This is a genomic window from Rhodococcus ruber (assembly GCF_016804345.1).
GTDB classification, from domain to species: Bacteria; Actinomycetota; Actinomycetes; order Mycobacteriales; family Mycobacteriaceae; genus Rhodococcus; species Rhodococcus ruber.
Map to the genome: position 1 here is coordinate 1,013,092 of NZ_CP044211.1, position 16,673 is coordinate 1,029,764.

A 16,673-nucleotide genomic window follows, 5' to 3' on the forward strand; every position below is an offset into this window, starting at 1 on the left:
GTCGGCGTCGGTGTGTCCGGATCAGCGCCGCCACGCGGCGGTCTCCCGCCCGGACCAGTTCGCGAGCCGTTCGAGGGGGCTCGCATCCGGTGCGGACTCGACGACCGTGCCGAAGGGCACCCGTCCGCCGCGCCGGGCTGCGGGAATGCTGCGGCGCGCGACGGCGAACGCGGCCTCCACGAGCGCCGCGTCGGGCTCGGTCTGCAGACCGGTGGCGGCGGAGAGGTCCCATCCGTGCACGAGGGCCTCGTTGAGGTTGCTCAGCACCGCGGCGCGTCCGGGTACCGTTCCCCACGGCGCGACGACGGACCGGTCGAGCACGTCGTCGTCGCTCCACACCTTCCGGTAGTGGGCCTGCGCCCGTTCGAGCTCGGCCCGCCACGCGTCGTCGGGGACACCGGTGAGGAATTCCGGGATGCTCAACGGGTCGCCGCCGCTGCCGATCACCCGCCCCCTGTCCACGGTCGCGACGAGGTGGCCGAGCAGGGCACGCACGTCGAACTGCGGGCAGGGAGTCGGGTCGGTCATCTGCTCGGGGCGCACTTGCGCGAACAGCGTGTCCACCCATGCCAGGGCGTCACGGTAGAGGGGACGGGGATCGGTGACGGTGCTCATGTCGGGCCTCCCGGTGGTGTGTCGATGTCGGCGGACACGATGCTTCCTTCCAAACACGACATCTCCTGTCAGGTATCTCTGCGAGAGTGCCGGCATGCGCGCGGATCGGTTGCTGTCCCTCGTCCTGCTGCTGCGGCACCGCGGCCGGATGACCGCGCCCGCAATCGCCCGGGAACTCGAGGTTTCGGTGCGCACCGTGCTGCGCGACGTCGAGGCGTTGTCCACGGCAGGCATCCCCGTCTACGCCGAACGCGGACGCGCCGGCGGGTTCTCGTTGCTGCCCGGCTTCACCACCGACCTGACCGGTCTGACCGTCGACGAGGCGACCGCCCTGCTCGCGGCGAGCGCCTCGGCCACGCCCGACTCGCTCGGCATGGCGCCCGCGTTCGCCTCGGCGATGCGGAAGGTGACCGTCGCGCTGCCCGAGGCGCAGCGCACCGCCGCGGCGCGCGTCGGGGAGCGGATCGTCGTCAGCTCGTCCGGGTGGGTGGTCGACCACCGGCGGGACGAGCACCTCGGCGTCGTCCAGCAGGCCGTCTTCACCGATCGTCGTCTGCGCATCCACTACCGTTCCCGTGGCGCCGAGACGCGGTGGCGGACCGTCGATCCGCTCGGGTTGGTCAGCGCGGCGGGCCGCTGGTACCTCGTAGCCCTGCATCGCGGCGCCGAACGCACCTACCGCCTCTCCCGGATGGAACGGGTGCAACTGCTCGACACCGCGGCGCACCGCCCGCCCGACGTCGATCTCGCCCGGATCTGGCGCCGGCACCGCGCCGAGTTCCGGGCCGGCCTGGGCACGGTCACCGCCGCGGTGAAGATCCGGGACCGGCGCCGGGACGACCTCGCGGTGATCGCGATCCGCATCGTCACGCAGCGGCCCACGGGCGACGGGTGGTGGGAGACCGAGGTGGAGTTCGGTGGGGCCGGCCACGCCGGGGCCGCGATGTGGCAGCTGGGGGACGACGCCGAGCTGCTCGGACCGCCCGAGCTCCGGGAACAGGTCCGGTCGGCGGCGGAGCACCTCGCCGAGCGGCACCGGTAGCCCTGCCTCTCACACCGCCGCCGCCGTGCCTGTCCTCGCCGTGCCTGTCCTCGCCGTGCCTGTTGTTGCCTCGTCGTGGTCGGGGACGCGGAGAGCGTCGACGAACGCCTCCTCCGCGATCTGGGCCGCGTAGATCGCGGGATCGATCCGCGCGACGAGGTCGCCGGTCTGGGTGGCCATGGCCCGCAGTGCGGTGAGTTTGCGGTCGAGCTCGGGTCCCTGCAGCCGGACGTGGACCGCGAGCTGCTCTTCGGGGATGCCGGTGGGGCGCTCGTCGCTCATGTACATGCCCCATTCCTCGTAGAGGTCCCGGAACCGGTCGAGATGCTCCACGGTCGGCGTGGCGTACAGCAACCGGGACCGGCCGCCGCGGTCACGCCAGGCGCGGGTGACCCAGCGGTGCACGGCGTTGTGATCCGGGTGGTAGGTCATTCCGTCGGCACCGAAGGTCAGGATCGTGTCGGGGCGGAGGTCGTCGAGGAGCCGGCCGGCCCACGAGAGACCGGCGTCGTCGTGATCGGTGAGGGCGCCGTCCGGCAGGCCGAGGACGTGGTGCTCCTCGACGCCGAGCACGGCCATGGCGGCGGCCGCCTCCCAGCGGCGGACCCGGCCCAGGCGTTCCGGCGGCCACGAGCGAGGATCTGCGGTTCCGTGCTCGCCGGCGCTGGCCGACGCGCACACGACGCGCCGGCCGGCGTCGCGGGCGGCGGCCATGATCCCCGCCGCGAGATAGGTCTCGTCGTCGGGGTGGGCCCAGATCGACAGGATCGTCCCGAGCCGGGAGGTCGTCGCGTTCATGCCTGTCACGGTGCGGGAGAGGACTCCCACGGCGCCCCCACGTGCTCTCACGGCGGTGTGATCCGGTGGGAGCGCGGTGGGAGCAGACCGGCGCATCGTCGTGGCCATGGACACCACACTCACCATGAACTCGACCCGCAACGGGGCGGCCGAGCTGCCGACAGAGATGCTGGAGCGGTTCCGCTCCCGTGCCGGCGAACTCGACCGGTCCAACTCCTACTTCGACGAGGACCTCGCGGAACTGCGAGCGGCCGGCTACCTCGCCGCCGCCGTACCCGTCCGCTACGGGGGATGGGGTCTCGATCTGGCCCGGCTGGCCGCGAGTCAGCGGCGCCTCGCGCGCTATGCACCGGCCACTGCGCTCGCGATGACGATGCACTCGTACTGGATCGGGATCGCGACCGAACTGGAACGCACGGGCGACACGTCGCTCCGCTGGATCTCGGAGGCCGCGGCGGCCGGCGACGTGTTCGCTGCCGGACACGCCGAGACGGGCAACGACATCCCGGTGCTCCTGTCGACGTGCAGGGCGCAGCGCGTGGCGGGCGGCTACCGCCTGACCGGCCGCAAACAGTTCGGCTCCAACGGTCCGGCGTGGCGGTGGCTCGGCGCGCATGCCGTCGACGCGGACGCGGCCGGCGGGCCGCACATCGTGCACGCGTTCGTCGAGCGAGGCAGCGCGGGGGTGAACGTCGTGCCGACGTGGGACACCCTCGGCATGCGGCCGACGCAGAGCCACGACACGGTCCTCGACGACGTCTTCGTGCCCGACGACCGCATCGGGCGGGTGGTTCCCGCGGGCGACGGCAGCGATCCGTTTCTCGTGGCGATGACGATGTGGCCGCTCGCGCTCATGGCGGCGGTGTATCTGGGGATCGCCGACCGCGCCCTCGAACTCGCTGTCCGCAGCGCCCGCCGCAAGACCTCGGTGGCGATCGAGCGGGGCGCATACGCCTACAACCCGTTCGTGCAGCATCAGGTTGCACAGATGTATCTCGAGCTGGACGCCGCCTCGGCGACGCTCGACCGGTTCGTCGCGGACCGGGTGGCCGGCGCGGACCACGGCGACGAATGGGTTCCCAAGGTGTACGCGATGAAGTGGCGAGCGGTGGAGGCGGCCAAACGGGTCGTCGACATCGCCCTCGACGTGGCCGGCGGCGCCGGCATGTTCACCGGGAACGAGCTCGAACGCCTCTACCGCGACGTGCGGTGCGGGGGATTCCACCCCGGGAACGACGCGCTCACCCACGAACTCGTCGGCAAGTCGTTGCTCGGCATCCTCGGCGAACAGCCCCGATGGTGAGGTCCCGGGTCCCCCGCGGTCACAGGGCGCGGAGCGCATGCTCGGCGGCGGCCTCGCCGTCGAGCAGCGCCCCGCGCCGCCGCGCCGCCTCGTACTCGTCGTCGCCGAGCTCGGTGCGCAACCGCACGCCGAGATCGTCCAGAGCCACCTCGTCGGCACCGAAGATGCGGTGACCGGCCGCTGTCGTACGCACGGCCCCCTCGAGCACCGCGGCGTCCCGGTAGCGGCCCAGGCGTTCGAGAAGTCCGGCGATCGAGCGCAGCATCGTCCACTGCGTCGACCACATCCCGGCCCGCCGCCAGTGCGGGATCAGCCGCCGGTACTCGGCGGCGGCCGCCACGGGGTCACCGATCCGGGCGTCGATGGACGCCTTCGACGCACCGGCGAGGCCGGTGACGAACGAGGCGTTCGTCTGCTCCGCGATCTCCAGTGCCCGTGCGAAGCGGGCGCGGGCCCGTTCGACGTCGACCGCCAGGTCCGCCTCCCCGGCGCAGTGCCAGACGTACGCCGCGTGCGGTGTGCGTGCATCGCCGATCTCGGTGAGGAGTGCCGCGGCCAGCCCGACGGCGGCCGGTGCGCCCGCATAGCCCAGCGGCAGCAGCTCGCTGGCACGTGCCATGAGGCGCTGCGCCGGGTCGTGCACGGCTGCCGCGGCGGCCCGCCGGTACCAGGCGGCGGCCGCGTCCAGGTGACCTTCGAACAACTCGTAGCTCCCGCGGACGGTCAGTGCTTCGGCCGCCGGCTCGGTCTTCACCCGCTCCACCGCACGCAGCGCAGCGACACTGAGCCGGCCGGTCTCGGTCACGTCGCCGGACATCCACGCCGCGTAGGCGGCCACCACCTGCACGCGCGCGGCGAACGGGCTCCGTCCCTCCGCGTCGGCGGCGATCACCATCCGTGCCCAGTTCAGTACGTCCGGTCGCAACCGGAAGATTCCGTAGTCCAGCAGGGCGTTGACGAGTCGGCCCGCCGGGGCGATCTCGTCGTGGTCGAGCATCCAGCCGAGCGCACTGCGCAACTCCGGTACGGCGGCGTCGATCTGCGACAGGACCGGCTCACCCGGCTGCAGCAGTCGGGAATCCGCACGGTCGACCCAGTCGACGAGGTGCCGGGCGTGCCGCTCCGCGACCGTGTCGGCTCGGCCCGCACGGACGAGCTGTTCGGCGCCGAACGCCCGCAACGTCTCGAGCAGCATGTACCGGCGACCGGGCATCCGCATCACCAGCGAACGCTCCACGAGGTGCGTCAACGCCGCGACGGTCGTCCCGGGATCCGTGCCGCAGACCGCCGCGGCGTCGGCCGCGTCGAACGAGCCCGCGAACACCGACAGGTCCGCGAAGGTCCGCCGCAGATCCTCCGGGAGCAGCCCGAACGACCACGACACGGCCGCGGCCAGCGACGCGTGCCGTGGGGTCGTGCGGTACCCCGACGCCAGCAGCTCGAAGCGGTGGTCCAGGCCCGCCGCGACCTCCGCGACCTCGTGGGTGTGTAGGCACGCCGCCGCCAGCTCGATCGCCAGCGGCAACCCGTCCAGGCGTCGCACGATCTCGGCGATGCAGGCACGTTCCCTCCCGTCCGGCTCGAAGCCGGGGACGACGGCTCGCGCCCGCTCCTCGAACAGCCGCACGGCCGGGGCGTCCTCGCCGTCGTACGGCAGCGGCGGCACCCTGCGGACGTGCTCGCCCACGACGCGGAGCCGTTCCCGGCTCGTCGCCACGACCCGCACGTGCGCACATGTGCCGAGCAGGCGTTCGACGAAGGCGGCGATCGGCTCGAGCACGTGCTCGCAGTTGTCGAGCAACAGCACGATCTCGGTCTCGCCCAGCACGTCGGCCACCCGCTCGGCGAGTGCGGTGCCGGGCCGGGCGTCGATCCGCAGGGCGGCGGCGACCACATCGACCGCGGAGTCCGGCTCGGCGGTGGCCAGCTCGCACAGCACCACCGGACGGTCCGGGCGGGCGGCGCGGAGCCGGTGCCCGGTCTCGAGGAGCAGCCGGGTCTTGCCCACCCCACCCGGGCCGACCAGGGTCACCAGTCGCCCCGACTCCGTCAGCCCGGTCACCTCCGCAGCGAGGGCGTCCCGGCCGACGAGTGACGTCGCCGGAACCGGCAGCCTGCCCACCGGAGCCCACACCCGATCGGTGGCACCGGCGAGCAGTTTCGTGTGGTGGGCCGCCAGTGCCGGCGACGGCTCGATGCCCAGCTCGTCGCCGATCAGCCGCCGGAAATCGTCGTAGACGCGCAGCGCCTCGGCCCGGCGTCCCGTTGCCGCGAGCGCCGTCATCAGAAGCCCACGCGGTCGTTCCCTCGACGGCTGCGCGTCGGCCAGTGCGGCCAGTTCGGCAACGAGGCCGTCGGTGTCGCCCCGCGCGAGCCGCGCCTCGGCCCGCACCTCGCGGGCCCGGAACCGCAGTTCCTCCAGCCGCGTCGCCTCCACGCGGGCCTCGTCCACGTCGTCGAGCTCCGGGTAGGCGGGACCCTGCCAGCGCGCGAGCACGGCCTCGATCTCGGCTGCATCGGTCGTTCCCCCCGTCGAGACCGCGACGAGGCGGTCGGCGTCGACCTCCACGCGGGCCGGATCGAGCCGATAGCCCTCACCGACGGACTCGATCAGGCCGTGGGGCAGGCCACGACGCAGCCGGAACATGTGGTTCTGCAGGGCGGCGGCCGGATCCGCCGGCAGCCTGGACGGCCACAGGGCGTCGACGGCGGAGTGCGCGGGCACCACCCGGCCCCGCCGAAGCACCAGCAGGGCCAGCAGGCGCCGCTGCAGCAGCCCGTCGGGAGTGATGTCCCGACGATCCCCGTCCAGCACGCGGATCGGGCCGAGCACCTCGACCCGCACCCGGTCGCCACCCGTGGCCACGTTTCCATTGGACCACCCGCGCCGGTCTCCTGCCGAGACCCGGGACGTCAGGTTCGATGCGGGCCCGGCGGGTCGGCCGGACGCATCGACAGCGCCGCGACGAGGAAGCACAGCGCCCCGACGAACGTGCCGACGTCGGCGAGCCTCGGCGCGAACGTTGCGCCCGCCGGGTCGACGTGGGCGCCGACGGCCGCGGCACCGAAGGCGAGCGAACCGAGCATGTTCAGCCAGGTGCTGCGCCAGTTGCGGGCGTGCGGATCCCACAGCGCATCGGTGTCGGTGGTGGCCACCACCGCCAGGGCACTGCTGACGAGGAAGCACACCGAGCCGACAGCGTCGGGGCGCCACACCAGATTCCGCTCCTCGGTCGCCGTCAGACCGGCGACGAGCGCGAATCCCGTGCTCACGTTGAATGCGAGCGTGCCGACCCACTGCACCGCGGCCGACCACCAGTCGTACCGGTCCACGCGGGTCACCGTCGGCGGGCGGTGCGTCAGCAGCAGTTGCACCGTCGCCGCCGCGGTGAAGAACCACGAGCCCACGAAGTAGAGCAGATTGGAGGTGGCGGCGGGGAGGACGAGCACGCCGCCGGCACCGGCCCCGAACAGGGCGGAACCGACGACGAACAGTCGCGATTCGCGGCGCAGCGTCGGCCGGGTGAACACACCCGCGAACCTAGTGGGCGCGGCCCGGCGTCGTGCAGATTGTGGTTCGTGCGGCGCGTGCCGGGGCGCCTCGCCGCTGTTGTCGGGGCGCTCGCCGCCGTTGCAGGGGCGGCTCGCCGCCGTTGCCCGGGCGGCTCGCCGCCGTGCGGAAGCAGCGCCGCGCCGCGCCACGTGGCGTAGGTTCGGCGGAGAGGACACGCTACGACGAAAGGGACCGATCGATGCCCACACGTACCTCTCGCACAGCCTGGAACGGTGGCCTGCAGGACGGCGCAGGCCAGGTCGAACTCACCAGCTCCGGCCGCGCCACGTTCGATGTCTCGTTCCCCAAGCGGGCGGCGGACGACGCCGACGGCACCACCAGCCCGGAGGAACTCATCGCCGCGGCGCACTCGTCGTGCTACGCGATGCAGCTCTCCGCGCTCATCGCCGAGGCCGGCGGCACGCCGCAGAGCCTCGACGTCACGGCCGACGTCTCGCTCGGCCCGGACCCGAACGGCGGATTCCGGCTCACCGGCATAAAGCTGACGGTCCGCGGCGAGGTCGACGGTCTCGACGCCGACGGGTTCGCGAAGGCGGCGCAGGGAGCCAAGGAGGGGTGCCCGGTCAGCAAGGCCCTGACCGGGGTGGACATCACGCTCGACGCAGCGCTCGAATCCTGAACGACCCGGCGAGTGCGCACGTCCCGCGGCGACGACCGCCGGGAGGTGCGCACTCGCGCTGTTTCAGCCGCCGGTGAGCGCGTCGAGGTAACGGCCCATCATCCACCGCTGAGCGAGCGGCAGGACCGGTGCACCGAGGCGGGTGAACCAGCGACCGGGCCGGGAGACGGCAGTGATGTGCCCGAACACCACGCCGTCGGGTCGTCGCTCGACCACGAACGCCTCTTCCCCGCTGATGGGGTGTCCCTCGAGCGTGCCGTAGGCGAAGCCGCGACGGTTCGGCTCGTCGACGACGTAGACCACCCGGCACCACGCCTCCCAGCGCACCGGACCGAAAGGGGGATCCAGCCGTACCTCCAGTCCCGCCCGAGGGGCGGGGGTGTGTGAATCGACGCGAAAACCCGCATGCCGCTGCATATTCCAGCTTTCGAGGGCCCCGACGGCGGTGCGGAACGCGACATCGCCCGAGCCGAGGCGGGAGGTCAGGTGCGCGTGCCGGAACCCCGCCGGCGTCTCGCCGCGGGTCGCGCCGACGTGCGGGTAGTTGAACGAGCGCTGTGCGTTCACGTCGGCACGCTCAGTCCCGGGCGGCGTCCTCGCCGGTGGCTTTGACGTCGAGTACGACCTCGAACTCGAGCAACGACGCACCCGATGCGACCGGTCGCTTCGCCTCACCGGCGTGCGCCTGCCGGGCCGGGCCGTCCCGCCAGGCCGCGAACGCCTCCTCCGACTCCCACTGGGTCACCACGAAGTAGCGCGACTCGCCCTGCACCGGACGCAGGAGCTGGAATCCGAGGAATCCGGGGGAGTTCTCCACGGTGTGCGCCCGATGCGCGAAGCGCGTCTCCAGTTCCGGGCCGGCGCCCTCGGGGACCTCGATTGCGTTGATCTTCACCACTGCCATGGCGGCGAGCGTACTCCGCTACCTTGGCGGTTGTGTTGCACGACGAAGGTGGTTCCGGGCGGCCGATCCTGCTGCTGCACGGCCTGATGGGCAGCTCCCGCACCTGGCGACGGCACGTGCCGTGGCTGCGCAGCCACGGTCGCGTCCACACCTTCGATGCCGCCGGCCACGGGCGTCCCGCCCCGGACCGGCTCACCACCGAGGCGTTCGTCGCCGACCTCGCCGCGCACGTGGACGACATCGGTGAACCCCTGGTGGTGATCGGGCACTCGATGGGCGCGCTGCACGGGTGGTGCTTCGCCGCCGCGCACCCCGACCGGGTGGCCGGCCTCGTCGTCGAGGACATGGCCCCCGACTTCCGTGGCCGCACCGCCGCGGACTGGGCCGCGATGATCGCGCAGTGGCCGCAGCCGTTTCCGGACGAGGACGCGGTCGTCGGCTACTTCGGCGACGTCGCCGGGCGGTACTTCCTCGATTCCTTCGAGCATCGCGCCGACGGCTGGTACCTGCACGGGGAGGTGGGCACCTTCAGGGACATCTCCGAGGAGTGGGGCTCCCGGCACTTCTGGGACCAGTGGCGGTCGATCTCGGTGCCGGCCCTGCTCGTCGAGGGCGAGTTCACCATCACGCCCGAAGGGCAGATGCGGCGGATGGCCGCCGAGCACCCCCGGTCCCGGTACGTCCGGGTCCCGGGCGCGGGGCACCTGGTGCACGACGAGCGCCCCGGCGAGTACCGCGCCGAGGTCGAGCGATTCCTCGACACGCTCGACGAGTGAGCGCGGCTCAGCCTTCGCCGGCGAGCGCGAAACGCCCGTCGTCGGTCTGCTCGACCAGGCCGTCCACGAGCAGCGAGTGCAGCGCCCGGTCGCGCTGCCCCGGATCCGCGAGCCACACCCGGTCCAGCACCGGCCGCTCGACGGGGACGTCGCTCTCGCGCAACACCGCCATGAGCTTGCCCCGCACCTGACGGTCGGTGCCCGTGAACTTCTGCACCCGTCGCTGCGGGCCGTCGTGGGCGGGCCGGCCGGCCTCCACCCACTCGCACCGCGGGAGCGGACACCGGGCGCAGTCGGGTGAGCGGGCCGTGCAGATCGTCGCGCCGAGTTCCATCAGGGCTGCGGAGAACGTCGCCGCCCGCTCGCGGGTGCGCGGCAGCAGCGCCTCGACGTCGGCCAGGTCCCGCGTCGTCGAGGGATTGCCGGGCTCGGCCGCGCCGTGCACCGCGCGTGCGACGACCCGGCGGACGTTCGTGTCCACCACCGGGACCCGCCGGCCGTACGCGAAACAGGCGACGGCACGCGCCGTGTAGGCGCCGATGCCGGGCAGGGTCAGCAGCACGTCCACGTCCGCCGGCACCTCGTCGCCGTGCTCGGCGGCCAGGACGGCGGCGCACTCGTGCAGCCGCAGGGCCCGTCGCGGATATCCGAGCTTGCCCCACGCGCGCAGCACGTCGGCCCGGCTCGACGCGGCCATCGCCGACGGCACCGGCCAGCGCTGCACCCACTCCAGCCAGATCGGGGCCACCCGGACCACCGGGGTCTGCTGCAGCATCACCTCACTCATCAGGATCTGCCAGCCGGTCACCCCGTCCTCGCGCCACGGCAGATCCCTCGCCTCGGCGGCGTACCACCGCAGCAGGGCGGTCGCGTCGACCGGCATCTCTCACGTCCTCCTGTCGGAATGTCGGACCGATGTGACCTCGCGGTAACCCGGCCGTGCGGGGCGCGTCACAGGCCAGGGTGGATAATGTCCGTATGCCGAACTCCAACCCCATCTCCGCCTGGAAGGCCCTGACCGAGGGTAACCAGCGCTTCGTCAGTGGTACCCCGCTGCATCCCAGCCAGGGCATCGACCGTCGCGCCGAACTGGTCAACGGACAGCACCCCATCGCCGTGCTCTTCGGATGCGGTGACTCCCGGGTGGCCGCCGAGATCATCTTCGACCAGGGCCTCGGTGACATGTTCGTCGTGCGCACCGCGGGGCACGTGATCGACAGCGCCGTCCTCGGTTCGATCGAGTACGCCGTGGGTGTGCTGAACGTGCCGCTGATCATCGTGCTCGGACACGACAGCTGCGGCGCGGTCAAGGCGACCCTGGACGCCCTCGACGAGGGTCGGATTCCTCCGGGGTTCATCCGGGACATCGTCGAGCGGGTCGCACCGTCGATCCTCATGGGTCGCAACGACGGGCTGTCCACCGTCGACGAGCTCGAGGGCCGGCATGTGGTGGAGACCGCGAAGCTGATCGGTCAGCGGTCCCAGATCATCGCCGAGCGCATCGCCAACGGGCAGTGCGCCATCGCGGGCGTGACCTACAAGCTCTCCGACGGACACGTCCAGCTGCAGGGACACGTCGGCGACATCGGTGTGACGGTCGACTGACGCGACACGCCGACTTCGGTGCGGCGGCCCCTCGCCGGTGGCACATACCGTGGGAGACGTGCTTGAACCGAACGGGCCGCTGCCCCCCGAGATCTACTGGCGTCGACGCGCGCTCGCCGTGGGTGTCGGCGTGGTCGTGCTCGCGCTCGTCGTGTGGCTCGTCCTGTCCCTGACCGGCGGGGGCGACGACCCGGAGCCGGATCCGGCGGCCGCCGGCGTCCTGACGTCCGAGACCAGCACCACCCGCACCCCGACCAGCAGCACGGGGGAGGAGACGGACGAGGATACGGCCGACGGTGTCGCCGCGGCCGGGCCCGGCGGGTCCTCCGGCGGCACCCAGTCGGGGTCGTCCCAGTCGGGGTCGTCCCAGTCGAGCACGCCGTCGGGATCCGCCGCGTCCTCGAGTTCCGCGGCGGCGAGCGCATCCGCCGTCGCCGCCGGGCAGTGCCCGGACCAGGCGCTCGCCGTGCGGGTGACCGCGGACCGGCCCAACTACCAGGTGGGTGAGGAACCCGAGTTCACGATCGTCATCACGAACATCGGCACGACCGCGTGCGAGCGTGATCTCGGCGCGGGTCTGCAGCAGGTGCTGGTGTACTCGCTCGACGGCAGCCGGCGCTTGTGGTCGAACACCGACTGCTTCCCCGAGTCGACCGCCGATGTGCGCAAGCTGGCTCCGGGCGACCAGGCCGCCTTCGCGGTGAAGTGGTCCGGAACGACCTCCGAGCCCGGATGCCAGGCGCCACGGGAGCGGGTTCCGGCCGGCGCGTACACGGTGGTCGGCCAGCTCGGCGGCCTGCGCAGCACCCCCGAGCCGTTCAACATCGCCTGATCCGTCGCCCGACCGGCGCCGCTGCGAGCCGCGGATCAGTCGTACGGGCCGTTGATCGACGACTCCGCCAGACGCGACAGGCCTTCGCGGATGGAGCGCGCCCACAGCCCGCCGATCCCCTCCACGGACTGCAGGTCCGCCGCCGTTGCCGCGAGCAGGCCCTGCAAGCTCCCGAACGAGCTCACCAGCCGATGGATCTGCGAGGACTGCAGCCGCGGCACGCGATGCAGCACGCGATAGCCACGCGGACTCGTCGCGGTGTCCAGGGCCTCGATCGTGCCCGGATACCCGAACACGCGCGCCAACGTCGTCAGATCCAGCAGGTCGACGTCGGTGAGCCGATCCAGCGCGGCCAGGGTCTGCTCGACCGCGACGAGCTGCGGGGCCTCCGAACCGGACAGATAGTCCCGCACGATCAGCTGGCGGGCCAGGTCGTTGTCGCCCACCAGCTCCTCGAGCTGCAGCGCCAGCTGGCGGCCGTCGGTGCCCAGTTGGAGCACCTCCTGTTCGATCTCCACCGAGACGCGCCGCACCATCTCGAGCCGCTGCGCGACGGTGAGCGCATCGCGCAGCGTCACGAAGTCCTCGATCTCCACCACCGACAGCTGCCGGGTGACCTCGTCCAGCCGCGACTTGTAGCGCTCGAGCGTCGCGACGGCCTGGTTGGCGCGCGAGAGAATGGTCGCCGAATCGTTGATCACGTGCCGCTGACTGTCGACGTAGACGGTCACGATGCTCATCGACTGGCTCACCGACACCACCGGGTAGCCGGTCTGGATCGCGGTGCGCTCCGCGGCGCGGTGCCGCGTTCCCGATTCGACGGTCGGGATCCGGTGATCGGGTACCAGCTGCACGTTGGCCCGCACGATCCGGCTGCCGTCGGTGGACACCACGACCGCGCCGTCCATCTTCGACAGCTCACGCAGCCGGGTGGGAGCGAACTCCACGTCCAGCTCGAAGCCGCCGTCGCACAGCGCCGCCACCTCGTCGTCGAAACCGAGAACGATGAGGCCTCCGGTGCGGCCGCGCAGGATGCGCTCGAGACCGTCGCGCAGGGCGGTGCCGGGTGCCAGCCGGGCGATGGTCTCGCGCAGCGTCACGGACGGTGCCACATCGGTCATCGATGGTTCCTTCCCGTGTCCGGCCGGTGCGGCGAACGTCACTTCGTGTCGGTCCGCCCGGTGGAGCCGACCGAACCGCCGACTAGATTACTTCCCCATGAGCGGTACCTGGACCCTGCCCGACGACCTCGCCCTTCCCGAGCTTCCCGACGACCATCCCGGGGCGGGCGCACCGATTCCGTCTCATTGGAGCAAGTGCTTCGGCTGCGGGGACGACCAGCCCGCGGGAATGGCGATGCAGTTCACCTTCGGGGAGGGCCTCGAGGTCACCGGCATGCTCGACGTCGCGAACCGCTACCAGGGCGGTCCCGGTTTCATCCACGGCGGGATCCTGACGACGGCGTTCGACGAGGCGCAGGGCATGGCGTGCATGGTGCTGCGCCGGCCCGTCGTCACCGGCCACCTGCAGATCGACTTCGCCGCGCCCATCCCGCTCGGGTCGGTGCTGGAACTGCGCGCGCGGATCGACGGCACCGTGCGCCGCAAGGTCTACACCAGCGCGGAGGCCCGCATCGTCGAGGGACCGTTCGCCGATCCGGATGTCGTCGTCGCGACGTCGCGCGGGCTGTTCCTCACCGTCGGTGCGCAGCACTTCGACAGGGCGAAGGACTTCGTCGACGGGGTCCCCGTGTCGCCGCACGGCACCTCGTCCGTCTGACACCGGGTCCGTCCGACACCGGGTCCGTCTGACACCGGTCCGTCTGACACCGGGTCACTCCGGGAGGAGGGGCACGGCCGGGTGCGGCCGCCGGCCGAGCACCGAGGCCGAGGTGAGCGCGCGAGTGCCGAACCGGCCGTGCACATCGTCGAGCACGGCGTCCAGTGCGTGACGGTCGAGGGCCGGGTGACCGGCTGCCGCGCCGTCGCGGGCCGGTTCGTCGAACGGCAGCTCGAGCTGTTCGGTGCCCGCGGAGTCGAGATTCGACACGGCCACCCCGATCAGGGTCAGCCCCCGGTCCGAGACCAGTGGCTGCGCGAGGCCGAGCAGTTCCCGCGCGGCGCCGAGGACGACGTCCGTGCGGGCCGTGGGTGCGCGCAGCGTGTGCGATCGCGTCGCCCGGGAGTAGTCGGCGAAGCGCAGGCGCAGCACCACGGTGCGGCCGGCACGCCCGGCCGCACGCATGCGGCCGGTGACCCGTTCCACCAGCATCCGCAGGGTCGCGTCGACCAACCCGGGATCGTGTCCGGCGGCGCTGCGGGGCCGGCCGAGGGCGTGCTGCGCCCCCACGGACCGGCGCCGACGGTGGGGCCGGACGGGCCGCGGATCGTGTCCGTGCGCCAGCGCATGCAGATGGCGTCCCACCGACCTGCCGAGCAGCGCGACGAGTTCGACCTCGCTCTCCCGCGCGAGGTCGGCCACGCGGTGGAGGCCGTGCGCGTGCAGCGTCGCGGCGGTCACCCTGCCGACGCCCCACAGCCGTTCGACCGGTAACGGACGCAGGAACTCGAGTTCCCGGTCGGGTGGCACCACCAGCAGCCCGTCCGGCTTCGCGACGCCGCTCGCGACCTTGGCGAGGAACTTGGTCCGGGCCACCCCCACCGTGATCGGCAACCCGACCTGTTCGGCGACGTCGCGCCGCAGCCGGGCGGCGATGTCCCCCGGGGTGCCGTCGATCCGCCACAGGCCGGCGACGTCGAGGAAGGCTTCGTCGATGGAGAGCGCCTCGACGAGTGGCGTGGTCTGCTCGAACACCGCGAACACGGCGCGGCTGGCCCGCGTGTACGCGTGCATGCGGGGAGGAACGACGATCGCCGCCGGGCACAGGGCGCGGGCGCCGCGCCCGGACATCGCCGTCGCGACGCCGAAGGCTTTCGCCTCGTAGCTGGCGGCGAGAACGACGCCGCCCCCGCCCACGATCACGGGACGGCCGCGCAGGCGCGGGTCGTCGCGTTGTTCGACCGAGGCGTAGAACGAGTCGAGGTCGGCATGCAGGATGGTTGCGAGACCGGACACGAACACATGTTCGCATCCGGCTCCGACAGGACTACAGTCCCAGCGCGGCCAGGGCCTGACCGACGTTGCCGACCTCGATCGGACCGCCGTCGGAGCCCGGGGGCCGCGACGTCCGCCGCCCCGGCTGCGCGAGTTCGTGCGGCACGATCGCGCGGCCGAAACCGAGCCGGCTCGCCTCTGCGATGCGGCGGCCGGCTCCGGTGACCCGGCGGACCTCGCCGGCGAGGCCGACCTCGCCGAGCAGCACCGTGCCCGGCGGCAGGGGGCGCTCGCGCGCAGCCGACGCGACCGCCAAGGCCAGCGCCAGGTCCGCCGCCGGATCGGTGATGCGCATGCCGCCGACGGTCGAGGCGTAGACGTCGCACTTGCCCAGCGGCAGCCGGCATCGCCGCTCGAGGACGGCCAGTACCATCGCGACCCGTGCCGCATCCAGACCGCTGACGGCACGCCGGGGTGCAGGGTTCTGCGTCGGCACGACCAGGGCCTGCAGTTCGCCGAGCAGGGGCCGTTTACCGTCCATGGTGACGGTCACGGCGGTCCCCGCCACCTCCTCGGTCCGGTGGTGCAGGAACAGTCCCGACGGATCGCTGACGCCCACGATGCCGCCCTCGGTCAGTTCGAAACAGCCCACCTCGTCGGCGGCGCCGAAGCGGTTCTTCACACCCCGCACCATGCGCAGGGTGGAGTGCTTGTCGCCCTCGAAGTGCAGAACCACGTCGACCAGGTGCTCGAGCGAGCGCGGCCCCGCCACCGCACCATCCTTGGTGACGTGCCCGATGAGCAGCACCGGGACACCGCTGGCTTTCGCGAGCGAGGTCAGCGCGCTGGTCACCGCCCGGACCTGGGTGACGCCGCCGGACACGCCGTCGACGTCGGCGGCGAGCATCGTCTGCACGGAGTCGACGACGAGGAGGGTCGGTTTCACCTGCTCGATGTGACCGAAGACGGTCGCCAGGTCCGACTCGGCGGCGAGGAAGACGCGTTCGTGCACCGAACCGGTGCGGTCGGCGCGCAGGCGCACCTGGCCCGCGGATTCCTCCCCGGTGACGTAGAGGGCCCGGTCGTCGCTGCCGCGCTGCGCCCAGCGATGGACCACCTCGAGCAGAAGTGTGGACTTACCGACGCCGGGTTCCCCGGCGAGCAGTACCACCGAGCCGGGAACGACGCCCCCACCGAGCACTCGGTCGAGTTCCTCGATGCCGGTGGGCTTCGCGTGGGTGGTCCTGCTGTCGACGAGGGTCAGCGGTGTGGCGGGGGTGGTCGGGAGCAGTGCGGCGGCCCCGGCGCGGGCGAGCGAGGTGCCGGGCCGCGCCGCCACCGCGGCGGGCAACGCCGGTGCCTCGTCCATCGAACCCCACGTCCCGCAGTCGGGGCAGCGGCCCACCCACTTCGCGACGGTGTGCCCGCAGTCGGTGCACCGGTAGATCGACTTCGTCTTTGCCACCGCGTCAGCCTAGGACCGGGGGCCGACACGAGAACGGGGCCCGGACCGAGCGGAGTGCTCGGTCCGGGCCCCGGGATGCGTCGGGG

17 protein-coding genes are annotated in these 16,673 nt (G+C 72.5%); 7 read left to right on the forward strand and 10 right to left on the reverse strand.

Annotation, left to right across the window (positions count from 1 at the left end; all coding sequences use genetic code 11):
- Nucleotides 1–21: 21 nt before the first annotated feature.
- Nucleotides 22–615, reverse strand: a complete 594-nt coding sequence (locus tag F1734_RS04745; protein ID WP_010594601.1) for a TIGR03086 family metal-binding protein — start codon at nt 613–615, stop codon at nt 22–24.
- A gap of 94 nt (nt 616–709) precedes the next feature.
- Between F1734_RS04745 and F1734_RS04750 the strand changes: the two genes are divergently transcribed.
- On the forward strand, nt 710–1,657 hold the full coding sequence (locus F1734_RS04750) for a helix-turn-helix transcriptional regulator (RefSeq protein WP_010594600.1): 948 nt from the start codon (nt 710–712) through the stop codon (nt 1,655–1,657).
- Between the two features lie 9 nt (nt 1,658–1,666).
- On the opposite strand, the gene F1734_RS04755 is transcribed toward F1734_RS04750, so the two are convergent.
- A complete protein-coding gene (locus tag F1734_RS04755) occupies nt 1,667–2,455 on the reverse strand; it encodes a PIG-L deacetylase family protein (protein ID WP_010594599.1) in 789 nt (262 codons plus the stop codon).
- Nucleotides 2,456–2,561: 106 nt separating this feature from the next.
- On the opposite strand from F1734_RS04755, the gene F1734_RS04760 reads away from it, so the two are divergent.
- The gene (locus tag F1734_RS04760; RefSeq protein WP_040273744.1) at nt 2,562–3,758 is read left to right on the forward strand and encodes an acyl-CoA dehydrogenase family protein; all 1,197 of its coding nucleotides are present in this window, start codon (nt 2,562–2,564) and stop codon (nt 3,756–3,758) included.
- A 19-nt stretch (nt 3,759–3,777) separates the two neighbouring features.
- Here the strand turns inward: F1734_RS04760 and F1734_RS04765 are convergent, their stop codons facing one another.
- Both F1734_RS04765 and F1734_RS04770 read right to left on the reverse strand, forming a co-directional pair.
- The gene (locus tag F1734_RS04765) at nt 3,778–6,624 is read right to left on the reverse strand and encodes an ATP-binding protein (protein WP_203011394.1); all 2,847 of its coding nucleotides are present in this window, start codon (nt 6,622–6,624) and stop codon (nt 3,778–3,780) included.
- 47 nt (nt 6,625–6,671) lie between these two features.
- The gene (locus tag F1734_RS04770; RefSeq protein ID WP_010594595.1) at nt 6,672–7,289 is read right to left on the reverse strand and encodes a hypothetical protein; all 618 of its coding nucleotides are present in this window, start codon (nt 7,287–7,289) and stop codon (nt 6,672–6,674) included.
- Nucleotides 7,290–7,510: 221 nt separating this feature from the next.
- On the opposite strand from F1734_RS04770, the gene F1734_RS04775 reads away from it, so the two are divergent.
- Nucleotides 7,511–7,951 (forward strand): OsmC family protein, encoded by a 441-nt coding sequence (locus tag F1734_RS04775; protein WP_010594594.1) that lies wholly within the window; start codon nt 7,511–7,513, stop codon nt 7,949–7,951.
- Nucleotides 7,952–8,014: 63 nt separating this feature from the next.
- Here the strand turns inward: F1734_RS04775 and F1734_RS04780 are convergent, their stop codons facing one another.
- Together F1734_RS04780 and F1734_RS04785 are read right to left on the reverse strand one after the other, a co-directional pair.
- The gene (locus tag F1734_RS04780) at nt 8,015–8,518 is read right to left on the reverse strand and encodes a DUF1990 family protein (RefSeq protein ID WP_010594593.1); all 504 of its coding nucleotides are present in this window, start codon (nt 8,516–8,518) and stop codon (nt 8,015–8,017) included.
- A 10-nt stretch (nt 8,519–8,528) separates the two neighbouring features.
- Nucleotides 8,529–8,855, reverse strand: coding sequence for an antibiotic biosynthesis monooxygenase family protein (locus F1734_RS04785; protein WP_010594592.1), 327 nt, complete (start codon nt 8,853–8,855; stop codon nt 8,529–8,531).
- 32 nt (nt 8,856–8,887) lie between these two features.
- On the opposite strand from F1734_RS04785, the gene F1734_RS04790 reads away from it, so the two are divergent.
- A complete protein-coding gene (locus F1734_RS04790) occupies nt 8,888–9,631 on the forward strand; it encodes an alpha/beta fold hydrolase (RefSeq protein WP_010594591.1) in 744 nt (247 codons plus the stop codon).
- Nucleotides 9,632–9,638: 7 nt separating this feature from the next.
- On the opposite strand, the gene F1734_RS04795 is transcribed toward F1734_RS04790, so the two are convergent.
- A complete protein-coding gene (locus F1734_RS04795; RefSeq protein WP_010594590.1) occupies nt 9,639–10,514 on the reverse strand; it encodes an HhH-GPD family protein in 876 nt (291 codons plus the stop codon).
- 95 nt (nt 10,515–10,609) lie between these two features.
- On the opposite strand from F1734_RS04795, the gene F1734_RS04800 reads away from it, so the two are divergent.
- Nucleotides 10,610–11,236, forward strand: coding sequence for a carbonic anhydrase (locus tag F1734_RS04800; protein ID WP_010594589.1), 627 nt, complete (start codon nt 10,610–10,612; stop codon nt 11,234–11,236).
- 58 nt (nt 11,237–11,294) lie between these two features.
- Nucleotides 11,295–12,068, forward strand: coding sequence for a hypothetical protein (locus F1734_RS04805; RefSeq protein WP_010594588.1), 774 nt, complete (start codon nt 11,295–11,297; stop codon nt 12,066–12,068).
- A gap of 35 nt (nt 12,069–12,103) precedes the next feature.
- Here the strand turns inward: F1734_RS04805 and disA are convergent, their stop codons facing one another.
- Nucleotides 12,104–13,189 (reverse strand): DNA integrity scanning diadenylate cyclase DisA, encoded by a 1,086-nt coding sequence (gene disA, locus F1734_RS04810; protein ID WP_064066313.1) that lies wholly within the window; start codon nt 13,187–13,189, stop codon nt 12,104–12,106.
- Nucleotides 13,190–13,286: 97 nt separating this feature from the next.
- Between disA and F1734_RS04815 the strand changes: the two genes are divergently transcribed.
- The gene (locus F1734_RS04815; protein ID WP_010594586.1) at nt 13,287–13,847 is read left to right on the forward strand and encodes a PaaI family thioesterase; all 561 of its coding nucleotides are present in this window, start codon (nt 13,287–13,289) and stop codon (nt 13,845–13,847) included.
- 54 nt (nt 13,848–13,901) lie between these two features.
- Here the strand turns inward: F1734_RS04815 and dinB are convergent, their stop codons facing one another.
- On the reverse strand, nt 13,902–15,149 hold the full coding sequence (gene dinB, locus F1734_RS04820) for a DNA polymerase IV (RefSeq protein ID WP_010594585.1): 1,248 nt from the start codon (nt 15,147–15,149) through the stop codon (nt 13,902–13,904).
- 25 nt (nt 15,150–15,174) lie between these two features.
- Nucleotides 15,175–16,587, reverse strand: a complete 1,413-nt coding sequence (gene radA / locus F1734_RS04825) for a DNA repair protein RadA (protein WP_010594584.1) — start codon at nt 16,585–16,587, stop codon at nt 15,175–15,177.
- Between the last annotated feature and the right edge of the window lie 86 nt (nt 16,588–16,673).